This window comes from Shewanella sp. Scap07, assembly GCF_013394145.1.
In the GTDB taxonomy this organism is placed as follows: Bacteria; Pseudomonadota; Gammaproteobacteria; order Enterobacterales; family Shewanellaceae; genus Shewanella; species Shewanella waksmanii.
The window spans coordinates 4,220,987-4,238,605 of record NZ_CP041329.1; the positions used below are offsets into that span (position 1 = coordinate 4,220,987).

General features: G+C 45.7%; 20 protein-coding genes. 4 read left to right on the forward strand and 16 right to left on the reverse strand.

All coding sequences use genetic code 11. The features are described from left to right. Positions 1 to 22: 22 nt before the first annotated feature. The 4 genes from rplI to rpsF are packed head-to-tail and all read right to left on the reverse strand — an operon-like array spanning position 23 to position 1,461. Positions 23 to 475 (reverse strand): 50S ribosomal protein L9, encoded by a 453-nt coding sequence (rplI, locus tag FLM48_RS18545; RefSeq protein WP_028774891.1) that lies wholly within the window; start codon positions 473 to 475, stop codon positions 23 to 25. 28 nt (positions 476 to 503) lie between these two features. Further along, complete coding sequence (rpsR, locus tag FLM48_RS18550; protein WP_011867078.1) at positions 504 to 731, reverse strand: 30S ribosomal protein S18; 228 nt, start codon at positions 729 to 731, stop codon at positions 504 to 506. 11 nt (positions 732 to 742) lie between these two features. After that, complete coding sequence (priB, locus tag FLM48_RS18555; RefSeq protein WP_179025686.1) at positions 743 to 1,048, reverse strand: primosomal replication protein N; 306 nt, start codon at positions 1,046 to 1,048, stop codon at positions 743 to 745. An 8-nt stretch (positions 1,049 to 1,056) separates the two neighbouring features. Then, positions 1,057 to 1,461 (reverse strand): 30S ribosomal protein S6, encoded by a 405-nt coding sequence (gene rpsF, locus FLM48_RS18560; RefSeq protein ID WP_028774893.1) that lies wholly within the window; start codon positions 1,459 to 1,461, stop codon positions 1,057 to 1,059. A gap of 383 nt (positions 1,462 to 1,844) precedes the next feature. On the opposite strand from rpsF, the gene FLM48_RS18565 reads away from it, so the two are divergent. Continuing rightward, positions 1,845 to 2,588, forward strand: a complete 744-nt coding sequence (locus tag FLM48_RS18565) for a YdiY family protein (RefSeq protein WP_028774894.1) — start codon at positions 1,845 to 1,847, stop codon at positions 2,586 to 2,588. A 31-nt stretch (positions 2,589 to 2,619) separates the two neighbouring features. Here the strand turns inward: FLM48_RS18565 and FLM48_RS18570 are convergent, their stop codons facing one another. The 12 genes from FLM48_RS18570 to zapE form a co-directional block, all read right to left on the reverse strand. After that, positions 2,620 to 3,327, reverse strand: a complete 708-nt coding sequence (locus FLM48_RS18570) for a DNA alkylation repair protein (protein WP_256870976.1) — start codon at positions 3,325 to 3,327, stop codon at positions 2,620 to 2,622. A gap of 79 nt (positions 3,328 to 3,406) precedes the next feature. Next, entirely contained in the window at positions 3,407 to 4,453 is a 1,047-nt protein-coding gene (locus tag FLM48_RS18575; protein WP_179025687.1) for an alcohol dehydrogenase family protein, read from the reverse strand. Beyond that, positions 4,450 to 4,962: a TetR/AcrR family transcriptional regulator gene (locus tag FLM48_RS18580; protein WP_179025688.1), complete on the reverse strand. Its 513-nt coding sequence runs from the start codon at positions 4,960 to 4,962 to the stop codon at positions 4,450 to 4,452. The genes FLM48_RS18575 and FLM48_RS18580 overlap by 4 nt, the downstream gene beginning before the upstream one ends. A gap of 171 nt (positions 4,963 to 5,133) precedes the next feature. Beyond that, positions 5,134 to 5,619, reverse strand: coding sequence for a VOC family protein (locus tag FLM48_RS18585; RefSeq protein WP_179025689.1), 486 nt, complete (start codon positions 5,617 to 5,619; stop codon positions 5,134 to 5,136). Positions 5,620 to 5,971: 352 nt separating this feature from the next. After that, positions 5,972 to 6,712, reverse strand: coding sequence for a 23S rRNA (guanosine(2251)-2'-O)-methyltransferase RlmB (gene rlmB, locus FLM48_RS18590; RefSeq protein ID WP_179025690.1), 741 nt, complete (start codon positions 6,710 to 6,712; stop codon positions 5,972 to 5,974). A 27-nt stretch (positions 6,713 to 6,739) separates the two neighbouring features. Beyond that, entirely contained in the window at positions 6,740 to 9,172 is a 2,433-nt protein-coding gene (gene rnr, locus FLM48_RS18595) for a ribonuclease R (protein WP_179025691.1), read from the reverse strand. 35 nt (positions 9,173 to 9,207) lie between these two features. Beyond that, complete coding sequence (locus FLM48_RS18600; protein ID WP_037471704.1) at positions 9,208 to 9,828, reverse strand: tetratricopeptide repeat protein; 621 nt, start codon at positions 9,826 to 9,828, stop codon at positions 9,208 to 9,210. Between the two features lie 164 nt (positions 9,829 to 9,992). Beyond that, a complete protein-coding gene (locus FLM48_RS18605; protein WP_028774902.1) occupies positions 9,993 to 11,288 on the reverse strand; it encodes an adenylosuccinate synthase in 1,296 nt (431 codons plus the stop codon). 66 nt (positions 11,289 to 11,354) lie between these two features. Beyond that, complete coding sequence (locus tag FLM48_RS18610; RefSeq protein WP_028774903.1) at positions 11,355 to 11,543, reverse strand: DUF2065 domain-containing protein; 189 nt, start codon at positions 11,541 to 11,543, stop codon at positions 11,355 to 11,357. Between the two features lie 221 nt (positions 11,544 to 11,764). After that, complete coding sequence (gene rpsI, locus FLM48_RS18615; protein WP_028774904.1) at positions 11,765 to 12,157, reverse strand: 30S ribosomal protein S9; 393 nt, start codon at positions 12,155 to 12,157, stop codon at positions 11,765 to 11,767. A gap of 14 nt (positions 12,158 to 12,171) precedes the next feature. After that, on the reverse strand, positions 12,172 to 12,603 hold the full coding sequence (rplM, locus tag FLM48_RS18620) for a 50S ribosomal protein L13 (protein ID WP_028774905.1): 432 nt from the start codon (positions 12,601 to 12,603) through the stop codon (positions 12,172 to 12,174). A 278-nt stretch (positions 12,604 to 12,881) separates the two neighbouring features. Beyond that, on the reverse strand, positions 12,882 to 13,988 hold the full coding sequence (zapE, locus tag FLM48_RS18625; RefSeq protein ID WP_028774906.1) for a cell division protein ZapE: 1,107 nt from the start codon (positions 13,986 to 13,988) through the stop codon (positions 12,882 to 12,884). Positions 13,989 to 14,101: 113 nt separating this feature from the next. Here zapE and FLM48_RS18630 point away from each other — a divergent pair, with 113 nt between their 5' ends. From FLM48_RS18630 to degS, 3 genes are all read left to right on the forward strand, one after another. Continuing rightward, the gene (locus tag FLM48_RS18630; protein WP_051484715.1) at positions 14,102 to 14,467 is read left to right on the forward strand and encodes a YhcB family protein; all 366 of its coding nucleotides are present in this window, start codon (positions 14,102 to 14,104) and stop codon (positions 14,465 to 14,467) included. Between the two features lie 145 nt (positions 14,468 to 14,612). Next, complete coding sequence (gene degQ, locus FLM48_RS18635; protein WP_179025692.1) at positions 14,613 to 15,971, forward strand: Do family serine endopeptidase DegQ; 1,359 nt, start codon at positions 14,613 to 14,615, stop codon at positions 15,969 to 15,971. Between the two features lie 215 nt (positions 15,972 to 16,186). Next, entirely contained in the window at positions 16,187 to 17,266 is a 1,080-nt protein-coding gene (gene degS, locus FLM48_RS18640) for an outer membrane-stress sensor serine endopeptidase DegS (protein ID WP_179025693.1), read from the forward strand. Positions 17,267 to 17,619 lie beyond the last annotated feature (353 nt).

The following is a 17,619-nucleotide window of genomic DNA, read 5'->3' on the forward strand; positions in this document are numbered from 1 at the left end:
CACTTTTGCTTAAAGCAAATGATTAGTCTTCTGCAACAACAGAGATCTTAACCACAGCTTTAACTTCAGTGTGAACTTGAACTTCAACTTCGTATTCACCAGTAGTACGTAGTGCACCTAGTGGAAGACGAACTTCGCTCTTAGCAAGTTCAACACCAGCAGCTGTAACAGCATCAGCAACGTCACGGTTACCAATTGAACCGAACAGTTTGCCTTCGTCACCAGCTTTAGAAGCGATAACGATAGCTTCAAGTGCGTTGATTTTTTCAGCGCGCTCGTTTGCAGCAGCTAGATCAGCAGCTAACTTAGCTTCTAGTTCAGCACGACGTGCTTCAAAAACTTCAGTGTTAGCAGCGTTAGCAACAACAGCTTTACCTTGTGGTAAAAGGTAGTTACGAGCGTAACCAGCTTTTACTGAAACTTGGTCGCCCAAGCTACCTAGGTTAGCGATTTTATCAAGTAAAATAACGTTCATTATTAATTTCCTCTAAATTGATGCGCTATTACTGATGTAAATCAGTGTAAGGCAGTAGAGAAAGATAACGAGCACGCTTGATAGCGCGAGCTAGTTGACGTTGATATTTAGCGTTTGTACCAGTGATACGGCTAGGAACAATTTTACCACTTTCAGTGATGTAGTTCTTTAGAGTAGCGATATCTTTGTAATCGATCTCTGTAACGCCTTCTGCAGTGAAACGGCAGAACTTGCGACGACGGAAATAACGTGCCATGTGACAGTCTCCTAAGTTTTCAATTCGACATTTTCAGCGTGTAATACTAAGCGGTTTTGACCATTACGCCCTTGTTGTAAGGCGATGAATCCCTGAACCTCAATATCCACACCGGTTTTCAGTTGTTCTGAAACGCTTTCAAAGCGTTCGCCACTGAATATCACTTGCATTTGACAGTATACGTTTCTGAGCATTTCTGCTTCGTAACACTGTGATTTGTGTTCCAGCATAATCACACTATGGGCGATACCTGCTGGGCTTTTAAAACTTCTAGAACGTTTAATGGTTCCAGATAACACCAAGTGATTGGTGGCCACAGAAAAACTTACTCAGCTGTTTTTTCAGCAGCTTCAGCAGGCGCTTCGGCAGCTGGACGCTCACCTTCGCTTGAACGACGTGAATCACGCTCGTCTTTCGCTTTAGCCATTGGAGAAGCTTCAGTGATGGCACCTTTAGTGCGCATAACCATGCTACGTAGAACAGCGTCGTTGAAACGGAAAGCTGTTTCTAGCTCTTCAACCGATTCTGCAGTAGCTTCTACGTTCAAAAGAACATAGTGAGCTTTATGCAATTCGATGATTGGGTAAGCCAGTTGACGACGGCCCCAGTCTTCTAAACGATGGATTTGACCGCCAGCTTGGGTAAGAATACCCGTGTAACGCTCGATCATACCTGGCACTTGTTCACTCTGATCAGGGTGAACTAAAAATACGATTTCATAATGACGCATTTTTTGCTCCTTACGGTTATCTAGCCTCGTTGTTGGCTCAGTCAGACCAAATGGAGGCAAGGAACTAATTAAAGTGACTGAATTAAGCCGCGGAATATTACAGGTATCACAACCAAAATTCAAGCAATGTGAAACCGATTTAAACAATTAACCCAAAAGAGGCGCGTCAGCGGCAATACAATCACTTTAGCCATCCCTCACCTAGAAGGTAAAACACTGGCTAATACACTGAAAAATATATGTAAAAATGCCCGCCAATAGTGCAGTCTAATTTAATCGAACTTACATTAGGCTGAGACTTTACTCCCACAGGCGTTAATCGGTATGATGTCAGCTGTTTTTTGTGTGAATCAAACTAATAAAAAGTACCAAGAACTCAAACCATGTTAAGACCCTTAGTTGTTGCCGCCTCTTTATCAGCCAGCCATGCGGCATGGGCATTAGTGCCACCTGATTATCAAGAACCACCCAGCGACTTCTCTGCCGAAATAGAGGCAGGTCTGCAAGTTAACACCGGTAACACAGAGTCGAGCAGTTTCAACGGTCGGACTAAGTTGGTTTACGATACCGAGAGATTCAAGCAAGAAGGTACCTTTAAGGCCTATTTTGCCTCAGATTCAGAAAAAACTACCTCAGAGAAATACGATGTCCAAATCCAGTCAAACTATAAGTTAGAGAGCGGCTATGTATTTGGCCGCGGTGATTTTACTGACGATCGCTTCGGTAGTTATACTCGTATTTTCACCATATCGGCCGGTTATGGTTTTGATGCCATTAGTACTAGCGCCACCAGCCTAAGCTTAGAGGTTGGCCCCGGTTATCGATATAACTTGCCCCAGTCCACAGAAACCATGCCCGATCCCGATGCTGATCGCGAAGTGATTTTACGTACTGCCGCTAAGTTTGAACAAAAAATTCAGGAATACACCAGCTTCACAGCAGATTTGACCGCTGAAGTCGGTGAAGATAACAACACGTTAACGCTAGATTTAGCCTATAAAAATACCCTGTTTCAGGACTGGGCTTTTAAGATTGGTATGAACGTTAAATACACTGACGTTGTACCTGAAGGGACTAAGCAAACGGATACCATCACCACCTTCAATTTGCTGTATACCTTTCAATAATTAACTCAACAGTAAATCAATGATGCCTAGGTTACGCTAAGCCTTGCAGATATTGTTGCCGCCTAGACTGCGGCAATTTCTCAATCGCATAACGCAGCATCGTCCGCGGCATAGTGCGATAGTGCTTGGCTAAAAACGCCTCTTCTGCAGCCAGATCTCTTTTGCCTGCTTCACGTAACATCCAGCCCACAGCCTTGTGAATTAAATCCTCATTATCATGCTGCAGTATTTCCGCCACGTTAAAACATGGCCCTAACTGCTGCTGACGAATAAAGTACAAACACGCAATCATTGCTATCCGTCGCTCCCATAGACTGGTTGATCTTGCCAGCTGATACAGCGGGGCAAGATCTTTATCAAATAAATACGCACCAACAATCAAGTGAGCCGAGCAATCAACTAGGTCCCAGTTATTAATATACTGAGTATGAGCCAAATAAATTTGATAAATCTGTTGTTGCCCTTGGGCATCAGCAACTTGATAACGGGCCACTAATGCCAGCAGGGCAAAAATTCGCACCTCATGATACTCACTCGTTAACAGTAACTGCAGCTCATCAAGCGCTATACCGGACTGCTGCTTTACCTGTTGTCTTAGCACAGGCATGCGAATACCTAAAAAACGATCACCATGGCCATACTCACCCACTGCGGTTTTAAAATAGCGCTGTGAATGGGCCGCGATAGTTTCATCACCTAAGGCGATTAGCATGGATTCAATCTGGGTGGCTTGCATCATTTTGCTATCCCTTCGCTTGGGTTAATCAATCGCTATACTCCGGCTAACAACTAGGGTTAGCCGGGGCATTAATCGTCATTCACAGCGTTAGCACTAGCTTACCAACGTGTTGCTTTTGCTCAAAACTAGCCTGAGCCTCTGCAATTTGAGCTAACGGAAAGCATTGCGCCACAAGGGGTTTAACTTCATCGGCCTCTATACGGTGCACTAAGTTTTGAAACACCTGAGGCGCCAACACAGTACAACCGAAGAAACTTAAATCTTTCAAATAAAGACTGCGAATATCCAGCTCCACTAGTGCACCACCAATCGCACCAGCCACTGCATAGCGGCCACCTGGCTGAAGTAACTCTAGGAATTGAGGCCACTGCGGCCCCGCCACTAAATCAATTACTACTGTGACACTGTTTTTGCCAAGCTGCTCGACTAAATCACTTGCGCGATCAATCACTTTATCAACCCCTAAATCCAACACTTGTTGCTGTTTGCTGGCACTGGTGATGGCAAAGACGCTAGCCCCGCGGGCTTTAGCCAGCTGAATTGCAGCCGACCCTACACCGCCGGAGGCACCGGCAATTAATACGGTATCATTAGCATTAACCGCAGCGCGCTCTAGCATGTTCTCCGCTGTTGAATATGAACAAGGAAAAGAGGCCAACTGCGCATCCGACAATGCGCTATTAACGCGATAGGCATGCTGACTATCCACCATCGTATATTCAGCAAAACCACCATCACATTCAGAACCAAAGTACCAAGGTGCAGCAAGTTGCTGCCCTGCAGCACGCGTAAGGCAAGGTTCAATCAATACTCTTTCGCCCACTCTGGCCGAATCAACATCGGCACCTACCGCAACAATCACTCCACAAACATCTGCACCTTGAATCCGTGGAAATGCCAAGCTTTTACCCGACCAAGTGGCATCAGCACTATCGTCGCCCTGCTTGGAATACCATGCTGTACGCGTATTGATATCGGTGTTATTCACTGCTGCGGCGGCCACCTTTATCAATACATCACTCGCGCCAGGTTGCGGCACAGGAATATCTTGCCTCACCACTAACATTTCAGGGCCGCCATGGCCTTCTAGTTGCACACCTTGCATGGTTGTAGGTAAATGACTCATTGGCTTTGCTCTCTTAATAATAACGCTAACATTGATTGTGCGGCCGATATGGCATTGTCACCTTGAAAAGGCCAAGCACTGGACACACCTTCATGTAACAGAAACAATGCCTCAGCTAAATCCGCACGTTGACTTTGCTCCGCTAACAATAGTTTCACCGCCAACTTATGACTGTTTACCACGTTGATGATGAGCTGATTATCTGGATAGGCAGCCAACGCATTGAGCGATAGACAACCATGGGGAGCAAACTGCCGCATCCACTCACCGAGTTTATCGAACAACTGCGCCACCGACTCAACTTCATTGTCGCCTGGTGCTAGCCACGCTAAGTAACGTTGATGCCGATATTCAAGTGCAGCCACAATCATCGCTTCTTTTGAGGGATAATGTTTATACAAAGTTCGTAAGCTGACGTTACACGCCGCTTTAAGCTGTGCAACACTGGGATCGGCAAAGCCGTAGCGGCTAAATGCTTGCTCAAGACTCGCTGCAATTTGCTGTTTCAATGGGTGCCCCTAAGTAGAATAACCATTCTACCCCAAAGAGTAGAATGGATATTCTACCTTGTCAAATTCAACAATAAAACTTGGGCGAACAATCACAAACTGCCGTGACAGATAAATACAACAAAGGGCCGCCATTTCTGGCAGCCCTTTGCATTATATTGATGTGACGGTTTATTCGTAATCTGTCGCGTAAGTCTCTTCATAAGTGTGTGAATATAGCTCAAACAAGTTGCCAAATGGGTCTTCTAAATAGACCATTTTCGCCTGTTTGCTATCATCCTCAGGGTGATAACGCATAATATCCATACGTACCTTACCGCCATACTGCTCTGTGCGCGCAATCGCTCCTTCAAAGTCATCTGTTTGCAAGCAAAAGTGGAAGATACCTAAGCGAGAGAAATCAACTTCATGACGCTCCTGACGTTGTTTCATCTCAAACAGCTCCACTCCAATGCCATCAGTGGTGAGTAGGTGAGCAATATTGAAACCTTGGAAACCTTCACCAAATACTGCAATACACATACGACCGATTGCTGTTTCACGCTCTTCTGTCACTTTAGTGTTGTTCATGACGATTTTCAGACCCAGCGCCTTAGTGTAAAACTCAACTGCCTGGTCCATATCGCCTACCATGATACCTACGTGATTCATCTTCATAATCTGCTCCAATTGTTAATCGCTAATCTGTTTCGTGTTTCGATGAGCAAAGTATATGATCAGCGAATAATTAAATAAAATTATCTATATTTATATTTTTGATAAATAAAATTTATAATAATATGGGTTATAAACAGACAGCTTTTAGTGCGGTTGAGCCATGCTTATATACAAGTGCAGCGAGACGACATATTCACTAAAGCAAGCGGTAGGTTGGTTAAGGTAGACAATGTCCTGATGTGACTCACCAAGTGATGAGCCAACAAAAATGCCGACGCAGGTCTCCCCACATCGGCATTCACATCACTATGTGAGGCTAACCTCACATAGTGATAACCCAATTTTCAGTCATTTAGCCCAAACGTTGACGCACCGCCTCAAACAAACAAATTCCCGTAGCAACTGACACGTTCAAACTCGATACACTGCCTGACATTGGAATAGACGCTAAAGAATCACAGCCTTCGCGCGTCAATCGACGTAAGCCTTTATCTTCCGCGCCCATTGCAATTGCCAGTGGCCCTTTTAGATCGGCTTTATACAAGTCATGTTCCGCTTCACCAGCAGCACCAACTATCCAGATGCCCTTGTCTTGTATCGACTTCATAGTGCGCGCTAAGTTGGTCACTTGGTAGAGCGGCACCACTTCGGCGGCACCACAAGCCACTTTGCTCACTGTTGGGGTTAACCCCACCGAGTTATCACGTGGCACAATCACCCCATGGACACCCGCAGCATCAGCGTTACGTAGGCAAGCACCGAGATTATGTGGGTCGGTGACACCATCTAGTATCAATAAAAAGGGTTGCTCAGTTTTATCGAGCATTGCCAGAAGGTCATTGTCATTAAGCTGCTTAGCAGCCTTCACACGGGCAATAATACCTTGATGCTGACCACTACTCGCTTTGTCATCAAGGACTTTACGAGACGCTTTTTGAACTGACACACCGTACTCAGCAGCCATTGCAAGTAACGGGGTTAGGCGTTGATCATCTCGGCCTTGTAGCACCCACATTTCAATCACTCGCTCTGGACTGTTCTTTAATACCGCTTCAACAGCATGAATGCCAAAAGTGATGTCTTGTTTTTTCATTAACTGATTTCTCTTATCTAACTCTGATTATTTTTTAGCGCTGCGTTTTTTAACAGTTTTACGCTTTTTCGTTGCCGGTTTGGCTTTGGTTGCGCCGCGAGTCTTACTGGCGGCAGGTTTACCACTGCCACCGCGTTTAGGCTTAGGCTTACTTTTGCCACGCTTACTACCAGCGTCCGCCTCTTTATTACCTGACTTACCCAGTTTAGCGCCTTCTAAATTAACTCGTTCTCTCGCACTTAATGGTTTATTACTGCGACGACGAGGTTTACGGCCATCGTCACCAACCATCATTAAATCAATCTGACGATCGTCTAAATTAACCCCGGCAACTTTTACCGTCACTTGGTCGCCCAGCTGATAGATCTGACCGGAGGCTTCGCCCACCAAACGTTGACGCATATTGTCATATTGGTAGTAGTCACTGCCTAGACTTGAGATATGTACCAGTCCATCAATAAACAGATCGTTAAGGCGGACAAACATCCCAAAGTGCGTCACAGAGGCAATCACCGCTTCAAACGTATCGCCAACGTGATCTTGCATAAATTCACATTTAAGCCAGTCGCTAACATCGCGAGTCGCTTCATCGGCACGGCGTTCGGTGGTTGAACACTCTTCCCCTAACAAGTCTAACTCCTCGATAGGGTAATGATAGCCGCCATCAGGTGTCCACTTATCGGTTGTCTCACCCCGCTCTTTAGCGAGCAAATAGCGAATCACTCGATGTAAGATCAAATCTGGGTAACGGCGGATCGGCGACGTAAAGTGCGAATACTGCTCTAACGCCAGTCCAAAGTGGCCTTCATTGTCAGGGGTATAAGTTGCTTGGCGCATTGAACGCAGCAACATCACTTGAATCAGCTCAGCATCAGGCCTATCGACCACTTGCTCCATTAACGCCTGGTAATCAGCAGGCTCAGGTGTCAACCCGCCCGCTAACGTTAATCCTCGCTCTTTAAGAAAGTCTTTAAAGTTAGTTAACTTTTGCTCCGACGGTGCCTCATGCACTCGGTACAACACTTCACCTTTATGCTTCTGGACAAACTTGGCCGACGCCACATTGGCTAAAATCATGCACTCTTCAATGATCTTATGCGCTTGGTTGCGGGTACGTGGTTCAATACGATCAATTTTGCGATCGGCGTTAAAGATAAACTGGGTCTCGGTAGTCTCAAAGGCTATCGCACCACGCTCGGCACGGGTCTCGTCCAACGTCAGGTACAACGACTGAAGAGTCTGTAAATGCGGGAATACTTCAGTGAGTTCATCACTGACTTCACCACCTTCGAGCATGGCCGCCACTTGGGTGTATGTCAGTCTCGCGTGAGAGTGCATCACCGCTGGATAAAACTTATAGCCTGATAACTTACCTTTAGCTGAGATAGTCATCTCAGCAACCATACATAAACGATCAACGTGTGGGTTCAAAGAACACAAGCCGTTAGACAGTTTTTCCGGCAACATGGGGATGACTTGCGACGGGAAGTACACCGAGTTACCACGCGCTCGCGCTTCTTTATCGAGCGCCGATTCGGTACGCACATAATGGCTTACATCAGCAATGGCCACCCATAAACGCCAGCCACCACTTTTTTTAGTTTCAGCGTAAACGGCATCATCGAAATCCCGCGCATCTTCCCCATCAATGGTGACCAACGGTAAGTGGCGTAAATCCACTCGACCTTGGGTGTCGGCCTCACTGACTTCATCAGGGATTTTACGCAGTTTCTTCTCAATTAAGCTTGACCAAGTATGGGGCAGGTCGTAATTGCGCAGCGCAATTTCTATCTCCATCCCTGGCGCTAACTGCTTTCCTAATACTTCGGTGACTTTACCAGCCGCTTTAACATAACGCCCGGCGCGGCGAGTCACTTCAACCACGACGACATCGCCTTGGCGTGCACCGGCTTTATCATCACTGGGGATTAATATTTCTTGGGTAATACGTTTGTCATCAGCGATAACAAAGCACATCCCCGAGTCCACGTAAAAACGTCCAACCAAGGCTGCGGTTCGCGCTTGGACTAATCTAACAATACGCGCTTCGCGGCGACCTTTACGGTCTACACCTGCTTTTTGTGCCAGCACTTTATCGCCATGGAAATACAGCTGCATATCGCGATTATTGATAAACAGGTCATCGCCGCCCTCATCTAGTTTGAGGAAGCCAAAACCATCTTTATGCCCTAATACTGTGCCGCTTAATAGGTCCATACGTTCAGGTAAGCCGTAAGCTTTACCTCGTGTGAACACTAACTCGCCATCACGTTCCATAGCGCGTAGTCGCCGCCTTAGGGCTTCTAACTGCTCTTCAGATTCAATCTTGAGCGCCTGGGCAATTTTTTCTCTATTAAGAGGAGACTTTTCTGAGCGCAAGTATTCTAAAATATACTCACGACTGGGAATGGGGTTATCGTACTTTTGTTGTTCACGCTGTAAATGCGGATCTTTTATCATTCACTATCCATTTTTGGGCCTTATCATTAAGGCCGTTATCTAGGTCTAAGATGCTCCTGTTTTGCCCTAGACACTGCACTAGCGGGCATTTTTTGTTCAAGCACCTTCAATAAATCCAAGGCTTCCTGCTTGGTAGCCTCATCACTAAACACATCATTATATAACCAGTGATAACCCATTTCGTAATCTCGGGGGCTACCATAACCTTCGCCAAACAAGCGTACTAGCATCATCCTAGCAGGCAAATCACCATTTGCAGCTGCTGGCAGTGTATATTGTACTGCACGTTGTTTATCTTGGATGACAAACTGGCCATCATGATAATACTCGGCAATCCGCACCATGGCTTCGGCGCTACCTTGTTCAGCAGCGTCACGTAATAAGGAAATACCACGCGGTGGATTGGCCTTTACACAAATGCCGTAGTTGAGCATTTCTGCCCAAAGATATTGATATAAAGGTTGTTTGAGCACTTCAGCTCGCGCTTCAATATCTTGTACTAACTGGCAATCATCGCCTTTTACACGGCTTAGATATGCCTTCGAGCGGATCAATTCGACCAATTGCTCTTGGCTATAAATATCCACTGCTTGGCTAGCAGCCGATGCCGGACTCATCCATACAATGAGTATGCTAATTAACATTAAACGAAACATATCAAGCTCTCTACTGAATTCGGTCAATCAGCGACCGGCAACATCGTTTGCTATAAAAGCAGTATAACTGATCTTATCGGCAGCTTGATTGAGATCTTAACTCAGATGCCCATCTATTGTTTATTTTTGTCGCAATAAAAAGGCCGCTTAAGCGGCCTTTTCGATTAACTAAACGGATTCACGAGAATCATGGTCTCATTTCGATCTGGACCCGTTGAGATAATATCGACTGGCGTATCAAGCAACTCTTCAATGCGCTTAATGTAATTGATTGCTGCTTGTGGCAGTTGCTCAATTGATGTTGCACCAAAGGTTGTTTCGCTCCAACCAGGCATAGTTTCAAGTACCGGAGTGACTTGCTCATAGCCTTCAGCTGCTAGCGGTGTCACTGTTGCTACAGTGCCATCTGGGTATTGGTAACCCACACAGATTTTCACTTCTTCTAAGCCATCTAATACATCAAGCTTAGTTAAGCAGAAACCGCTAATGCTGTTGATTTGTACTGCGCGCTTCATCGCTACAACATCTAACCAACCTGGACGACGCTTACGACCAGTAGTGGCACCAAACTCGTGTCCCTTGGTACCTAAATGGTCACCAATTTCACATGCAAGTTCAGTTGGGAATGGGCCTGCACCAACACGGGTGGTGTATGCCTTCATGATCCCTAACACATAGTCTAAGTGACGTGGACCAAATCCAGAACCTGTCGCTACACCACCTGCAGTAGTGTTAGACGAGGTTACAAATGGATAAGTACCATGGTCAATGTCTAGCAATGTGCCTTGAGCACCTTCAAACAGAATAGGCTCACCAGCTTTACGTGCCTGATCTAATAGCTCAGTCACATCGGTGCACATACTCTTCAGGTAATCTGCAATCGCTAACGCATCGCTGAGCGTCTGCTCATAGTCTACCGCTTCGCAATCATAATATTCAGTTAGCATGAAGTTATGGTAAGCCATCACTTCTTTTAACTTCTCAGCGAAAAGCTCTGCATTGAATAGATCGCCAACGCGAAGACCGCGACGAGAGATTTTGTCTTCATAGGCTGGACCAATACCACGACCCGTTGTACCAATCGCTTTATTGCCGCGCGCTTTTTCACGAGCAACATCGAGTGCACAATGGAATGGTAAGATCAGCGGACACGCTTCAGAGATAAGTAAACGATCCTCTACAGGAACGCCACGATCTTTAAGCATGTTGATCTCTTTCATCAGAGCGTCTGGCGCAAGCACCACACCATTACCGATAATGCATTTCACATTATCACGTAGGATCCCTGATGGAATTAAGTGAAGAACGGTTTTATCGCCATCGATAACCAGTGTATGACCAGCATTGTGGCCACCTTGGTATCGAACGACATATTTGGCCTGTTCGGTAAGTAGATCGACTATCTTACCCTTTCCTTCGTCACCCCATTGGGTGCCGAGAACTACGACGTTTTTGCCCATTATTTGCTGCAAGGTAGTGGTTAAAACGGGATTCTAGCAGATCTTGGGGGGTTATAGGCAAGTAATTTATGAAAAAATAATCAATATGACCACACCCGCAGTGACCAGGCCGCCGCCTAACCTTTGCAGAAGCCCCTGATTTTGATTCGAAATTTCTTTCAAATATGCCCGCCAACGATTAGGAAATAATAGTGGACCAATTCCCTCAATTATTAGCACTAAACCTAGGGCAAGCATGATTAACTCAAAGGACATAATTGTGCGTTCCAGTTGATGAACAATAACCGACACGGTTATCTGAATCGAGCCTTAAAAATATCACACTGTTACAGCTCAACAGAAATGCTTTTTACTCTGAGCAAGCCTTAGCAGCACAGCCACCAAACATCGATAGTTTAATAGCAATGAAGTTACGCCAAACTGCAGCCATAAAAAAACCCAGCCGAAGCTGGGTTTTTGAATTCCGAAGCGAAATATTAACGCTTTGAGAATTGTGGCTTACGACGTGCTTTACGTAGACCCACTTTCTTACGCTCAACTTTACGAGCATCACGGGTTACGAAACCAGCAGCGCGTAGAGATGGACGTAGAGCTTCATCAAGTTCCATCAGTGCACGAGTAATACCGTGACGGATTGCACCTGCTTGGCCAGTGATACCACCGCCTTTAACAGTTACATAGATGTCTAGCTTTTCTGTCATTTCAACTAGCTCTAGAGGTTGACGAACAACCATACGAGCAGTCTCACGACCAAAATATTCGTCAAGTGGACGTTGGTTCACGACGATGTTACCACTACCTACTTTAGCGAATACGCGAGCAGTAGATGTTTTGCGACGGCCAGTGCCGTAATACTGAGTTGCAGCCATTTGCTTAATCCTGTTTAGATATCAAGAACTTGAGGTTGTTGTGCAGCGTGGTTATGTTCTGTACCAGCGTAAACTTTAAGTTTACGGAACATGGCACGTCCTAAAGGACCTTTAGGTAACATACCCTTAACTGCTTTCTCGATGATCATTTCAGGCTTATGATCTTGCAGCTTTTCAAAGGTGATTTGCTTAATGCCACCAATGAAACCAGAGTGCGAGTAGTACACTTTGCCTTTCGCTTTATTACCAGTAACAGTTACTTTGTCAGCATTGATAACGATGATGTAATCACCAGTGTCAACGTGAGGAGTGTACTCAGGCTTGTGCTTACCACGTAGGCGAGCAGCAATCTCAGTAGCGATACGACCTAAAGTTTTACCTTCAGCGTCAACAACATACCAGTCGCGAGTAACGGTTTCTGGTGTAGCAGTAAAAGTAGTCTTCATTTACAAAAACCCAATGTTAAAATTCTGTCTCACATGCCGTCATTCAAAATGAATTAACAACACAAAAAGTGCCATTCTACGCCCCTTCGAGCAAAGAATAAGGCTTTACAACTTCCGTCTATTTGACGGAGTAACGAGGGCAGGTCGCGAATTATAGACAAAGCTGAGTTAAAAATCATCTAATTTTTTATCTAATTTATTGGATTAAACTAGATTGCCGAAAGATTTGCCCCCAAAGCGCGGAAAAGTATAAAAACACTTTACCGCGAGATAGGCATTTAAGGCAGGTGTTCTAAGGCAAGATACTCGTGGGACTGCATTTCAGTTAATCGAGAACGACAACGTCTAAATTCGAAAGTTAACAAACCTTCGGTATAGATTTCTGCTAGGTCAACGGATGCTGAGATGATTAATTTCACGTTTCGCTCGTAAAACTCATCCACCATAGCCAAAAATCGCCTTGCGATATCATCACCCGTTAGTTGCTCACCCATCTGCTCAACATTGCTCAGCAGTACCGTGTGGTATTCACAGGCCAACTCCATATAGTCACGCTGACTACGTGGGCCGTCACAGAGCGCTCGAAAATCGATTAGCAACACCCCTTGTGCCTGTTTACGAATTGCAATGTCGCGGCCATCAACTGCTATAGGGGCGGTGACCACTTCAGATTCCGGCGCTAGCTTATCGAAATAATCGAGCAGGTTCTCATCCGCTTTAGCATCTAAAGGGAAGTGGTATATTTCGGCTTGCTCTAATGTGCGTAATCGGTAATCAATGCCAGAATCGACGTTGAGCACTTCACAGTGCTGGTTTATTAATGCGATTGCCGGCAAAAACCGCGCTCGTTGTAACCCGTTACGATACAGCTCATCGGGAATGATATTAGACGTCGCAACCAAGGCAACACCGTGACCAAATAAAGCTTCAAATAAAGTACCTAATAACATGGCATCGGTAATGTCTGATACGAAGAATTCGTCGAAACAGATAACCTGGTATTGCTCTGCCATACGTTTAGCCACAATAAGTAGTGGATCTCGCTGTCCCTTAAGATCATCTAAATCCGCATGCAGTTGATGCATAAAACGATGAAAGTGCGCACGCAATTTACGTTCTGTTGGCAAAGCATCAAAGAAAGTGTCCATTAAATAGGTTTTGCCGCGCCCTACCCCGCCCCATAAATAGAGCCCCTGTACCGCTTTAGATTTGCTACCTAAAAATGGCAACCATTTACCAATACCAGTAGTGGGAGCTTGACTAGCGATGAGTTCGTCATACACTCGCTGTAAACTTTGCACTGCACGCTCTTGGGCGTCGTCATGGGAAAATGAATCTTTTAGCAAGTCTTGCTGGTAATGTTGCCAAGGGGTGAGCTGCGACACGGTTAACTATCTCTTTTTATCCTTAAAACGACCTAAATAGTATCATGGCTTGCACACGCAATGTATTATTGTCTGTCGCTTTATCTCATGGTGTTATTTAAGAGGATTTGAATATGGAATGGGCACTAGTAGTCGCTGCCTTTATTTTAGGCTTAGCCTTAGGCTATGTCGCAAGAACCGTATTTGCTCGCAAAGGCGAAGCGCAGGCCAATAGCAAACAGCTCGAACAAACGCGTCTAGAACTTAGTCAGCATAAGCAAGAAGTGCATGATCATTTCGATGAACAACATGCGCAGCTGATTGCGCTGACAGAGCAATTAAACAAGTTTAATCAACAGTGGAATGACTCAGCCTCCACCCTTTGTCCCAACAGCAGTAACAAAAAACTGCCGACACTTAGTCAAACACCAGCCGCGAGTGCCGCGCCAAAAGACAGTGAATTGACAAAACTTGTTACGAATAATGCAGCAAACAATTAACCTTTGTTAATAAAGATGAACTTTACTATTTATTCAGTAGTCCACTCGGGTAAGACACAATTTAAATGGCTTGAATTGAGGTAATAATGCCTTATATCTACATTTATCTGTAAGTCCATTACCCGAACTTTGGAGTCATGAATAAATGAAAACAAAATTATCATTACTTTCAGCTGCGGTATTAAGCGCTTCACTTACCTTAATGCCTGCAGTTTCTCATGCCGCAATCCCCTTAGCGGTCGATGGTCAACAATTACCGAGCTTGGCTCCGATGCTTGAAAAGACCACTCCGGCCGTTGTAGCGGTGGCGGTGTCAGGCACCCATGTATCTAAGCAGCGCGTACCTGACGCGTTTCGCTATTTCTTTGGCCCTAACGCTCCGCAAGAACAAGTACAAGAGCGCCCTTTTAGAGGTTTAGGCTCAGGGGTGATCATCGATGCTGATGAAGGCTACATTGTCACCAATAACCACGTAATTGAAGGTGCCGATGAGATTAAGATTGGCTTACATGACGGCCGTGAAGTAGAAGCGAAACTGATTGGCGCTGACGCCGAATCAGACATTGCGCTATTGCAAATCAAAGCTAAGAACTTAGTCGCCGTTAAACGCGCAGACTCGGACGAGCTGCGCGTTGGTGACTTTGCTGTAGCAATTGGTAATCCATTTGGTTTAGGCCAAACCGTCACCTCAGGGATTGTCAGTGCCATGGGCCGCAGTGGGTTAGGCATTGAGATGCTAGAGAACTTTATCCAAACTGATGCGGCAATTAATAGCGGTAATTCAGGCGGCGCATTAGTGAATCTCAATGGCGATTTAATCGGTATCAACACCGCTATCGTGGCGCCCAATGGTGGCAACGTCGGTATTGGTTTTGCCATTCCTGCCAACATGGTTAACAACCTAGTGGAGCAGATCATCGAACATGGTGAGGTACGCCGCGGCGTATTGGGTGTCACAGGTCAAGATCTCACCGCAGAGCTTGCTGAAGGGTTTGGCATCGACACTCAACATGGTGGCTTTGTCAATGAAGTGATGCCTGACAGCGCTGCTGATGATGCCGGTATTAAATCTGGCGATATCATCGTTAGCGTCAATGGCCGTTCAATTAAGAGTTTCCAAGAGTTGCGTGCAAAAATTGCCACTATGGGGGCTGGCGCTAAGGTTGAACTGAGCCTCATCCGTGATGGTGATAAAGAAACAGTCTCTGCCACATTAGGCGAAGCAAGCCAAAGCTCAGAAAGTGCCGCTGGTGCTGCAGATATCCATCCGATGCTAGCCGGCGCTACGCTGGAAAACAACAGTAAAGGGGTCGAAATTAGCGAGGTTGCCCAAGGCTCCCCAGCTGCGGCAAGTGGCTTACAAAGTGGTGATATTATCGTGGGTGTCAACCGCACCAAAATAGACGATCTAAAGTCATTACGCGCAGAGCTCAAAGAACAGCAAGGTGCTGTCGCACTGAAACTGCGCCGTGGAAATAGTAATTTATATCTAGTGCTACGTTAACGCCATTACCACAAAGGTAATTCAGGTTGCTGACCAGTAAGGCTATTGGTCAGCAACCTGATTAAACTGCGCTTCGACTTTGACTCAAACAGTCCCGCCAGCCAACGCATTTATCAATGCAAAATAAGCAAGCTGGCAACATTATGGTTAACCCAATAGTCCCTCTGGTGTAATCATGATAACCTTATAACAATTTTTCGCGATATTCTGCTGACATGAACTTCAAAGGCGCTCTACTATATATTGGCAAAGCCATAATCTTTGGCTTAATAATGGCGACAGTATTTCTTGTGGCGACGCCGTTGTTAACTGGCAATAATGGCAGCACATCATTGTTTGAACGCCAATCAAACCAAGGCAATGAACTGTCATTCGCTCAAGCTGTGCGCCGCGCAGCACCTGCCGTAGTCAACATTTACAGTCTTAGCGTTAATCAATCTAGGCCATTAAACTCTGGTGCATTACAAGGCCTTGGTTCAGGCGTGATCATGAGCAAAGAGGGTTATATCCTCACCAACTACCATGTGATCAAACGTGCAGACGAAATTGTCGTTGCTCTGCAAGATGGCCGCAAATTCACTTCTGAAGTGGTCGGCTCCGACTCAATTACTGATTTAGCCGTATTGAAAATTGAAGGAGATAGCCTGCCAATAGTGCCCATCAACTTGGCAGTACCAGCAAGAGTGGGTGATGTGGTCCTGGCTATTGGTAACCCCTATAACCTAGGCCAAACCATTACCCAAGGAATTATTAGTGCTACCGGTCGTAATGGACTAAGTTCTGGATTCTTAGATTTCTTACAAACCGATGCAGCGATTAACGCAGGTAACTCAGGCGGCGCGCTGATTGACACCACGGGTCAGCTTATCGGCATCAACACGGCAGCGTTTCAGGTTGGCGGTGAAGGCGGCGGACACGGTATTAGTTTTGCTATTCCTATTAAACTGGCCCATAGCATTATGGGAAAACTGATCAAAGATGGTCGAGTTATTCGTGGTGCCCTTGGCATTGGCGGTGAACCTGTGGGCCCGGTGATGGCTCAAATCCTCAATTTACCTGATTTAACTGGGGTAATAGTCACCCAGATAGACCCTAACGGCCCAGCTGATAAAGCCCAATTACGCCCTAGGGATGTAATTACTAAATATGAAGGTGAGGCAGTGCCTGGCGTAGAGATGTTAATGGATAGAATTGCTGAAACTGCACCTGGAACACAGGTCACCATTACGGTTATTCGCGGCGGAACCTACTACGATGTACCGGTAACCATTGGTGAAAACCGCGGCGAGCAATAATAGCTAGAGTAACGGCGGCCAGCCAATCGAGAAGCTAGCTTCAATGTTTAGCTTGGCCGCTAGCACCACCGAATAAGCCCAACCAAAATGCCAGCTCAAGTAACACGCCTATCAAAATAAAGAGTGCTGCTCCTAGGCTGATATAGCACCCCAGTGCAGCAAAAAGCAGCGACAATAATATTAGTACTCGCTGCAGTGATATTCCTCCCTGTGCTTGCTTTGTCTATTTGACTTAGTCTATTTAAAGGTAGCAAACAGGCACTAGCCCTTCACCTCTACCAGATTAAACTTGGCTTCACTTTATCAATCATCGACATGGACTCCGTGTGCAAGACTAAGAAAGTGGCTAAGAC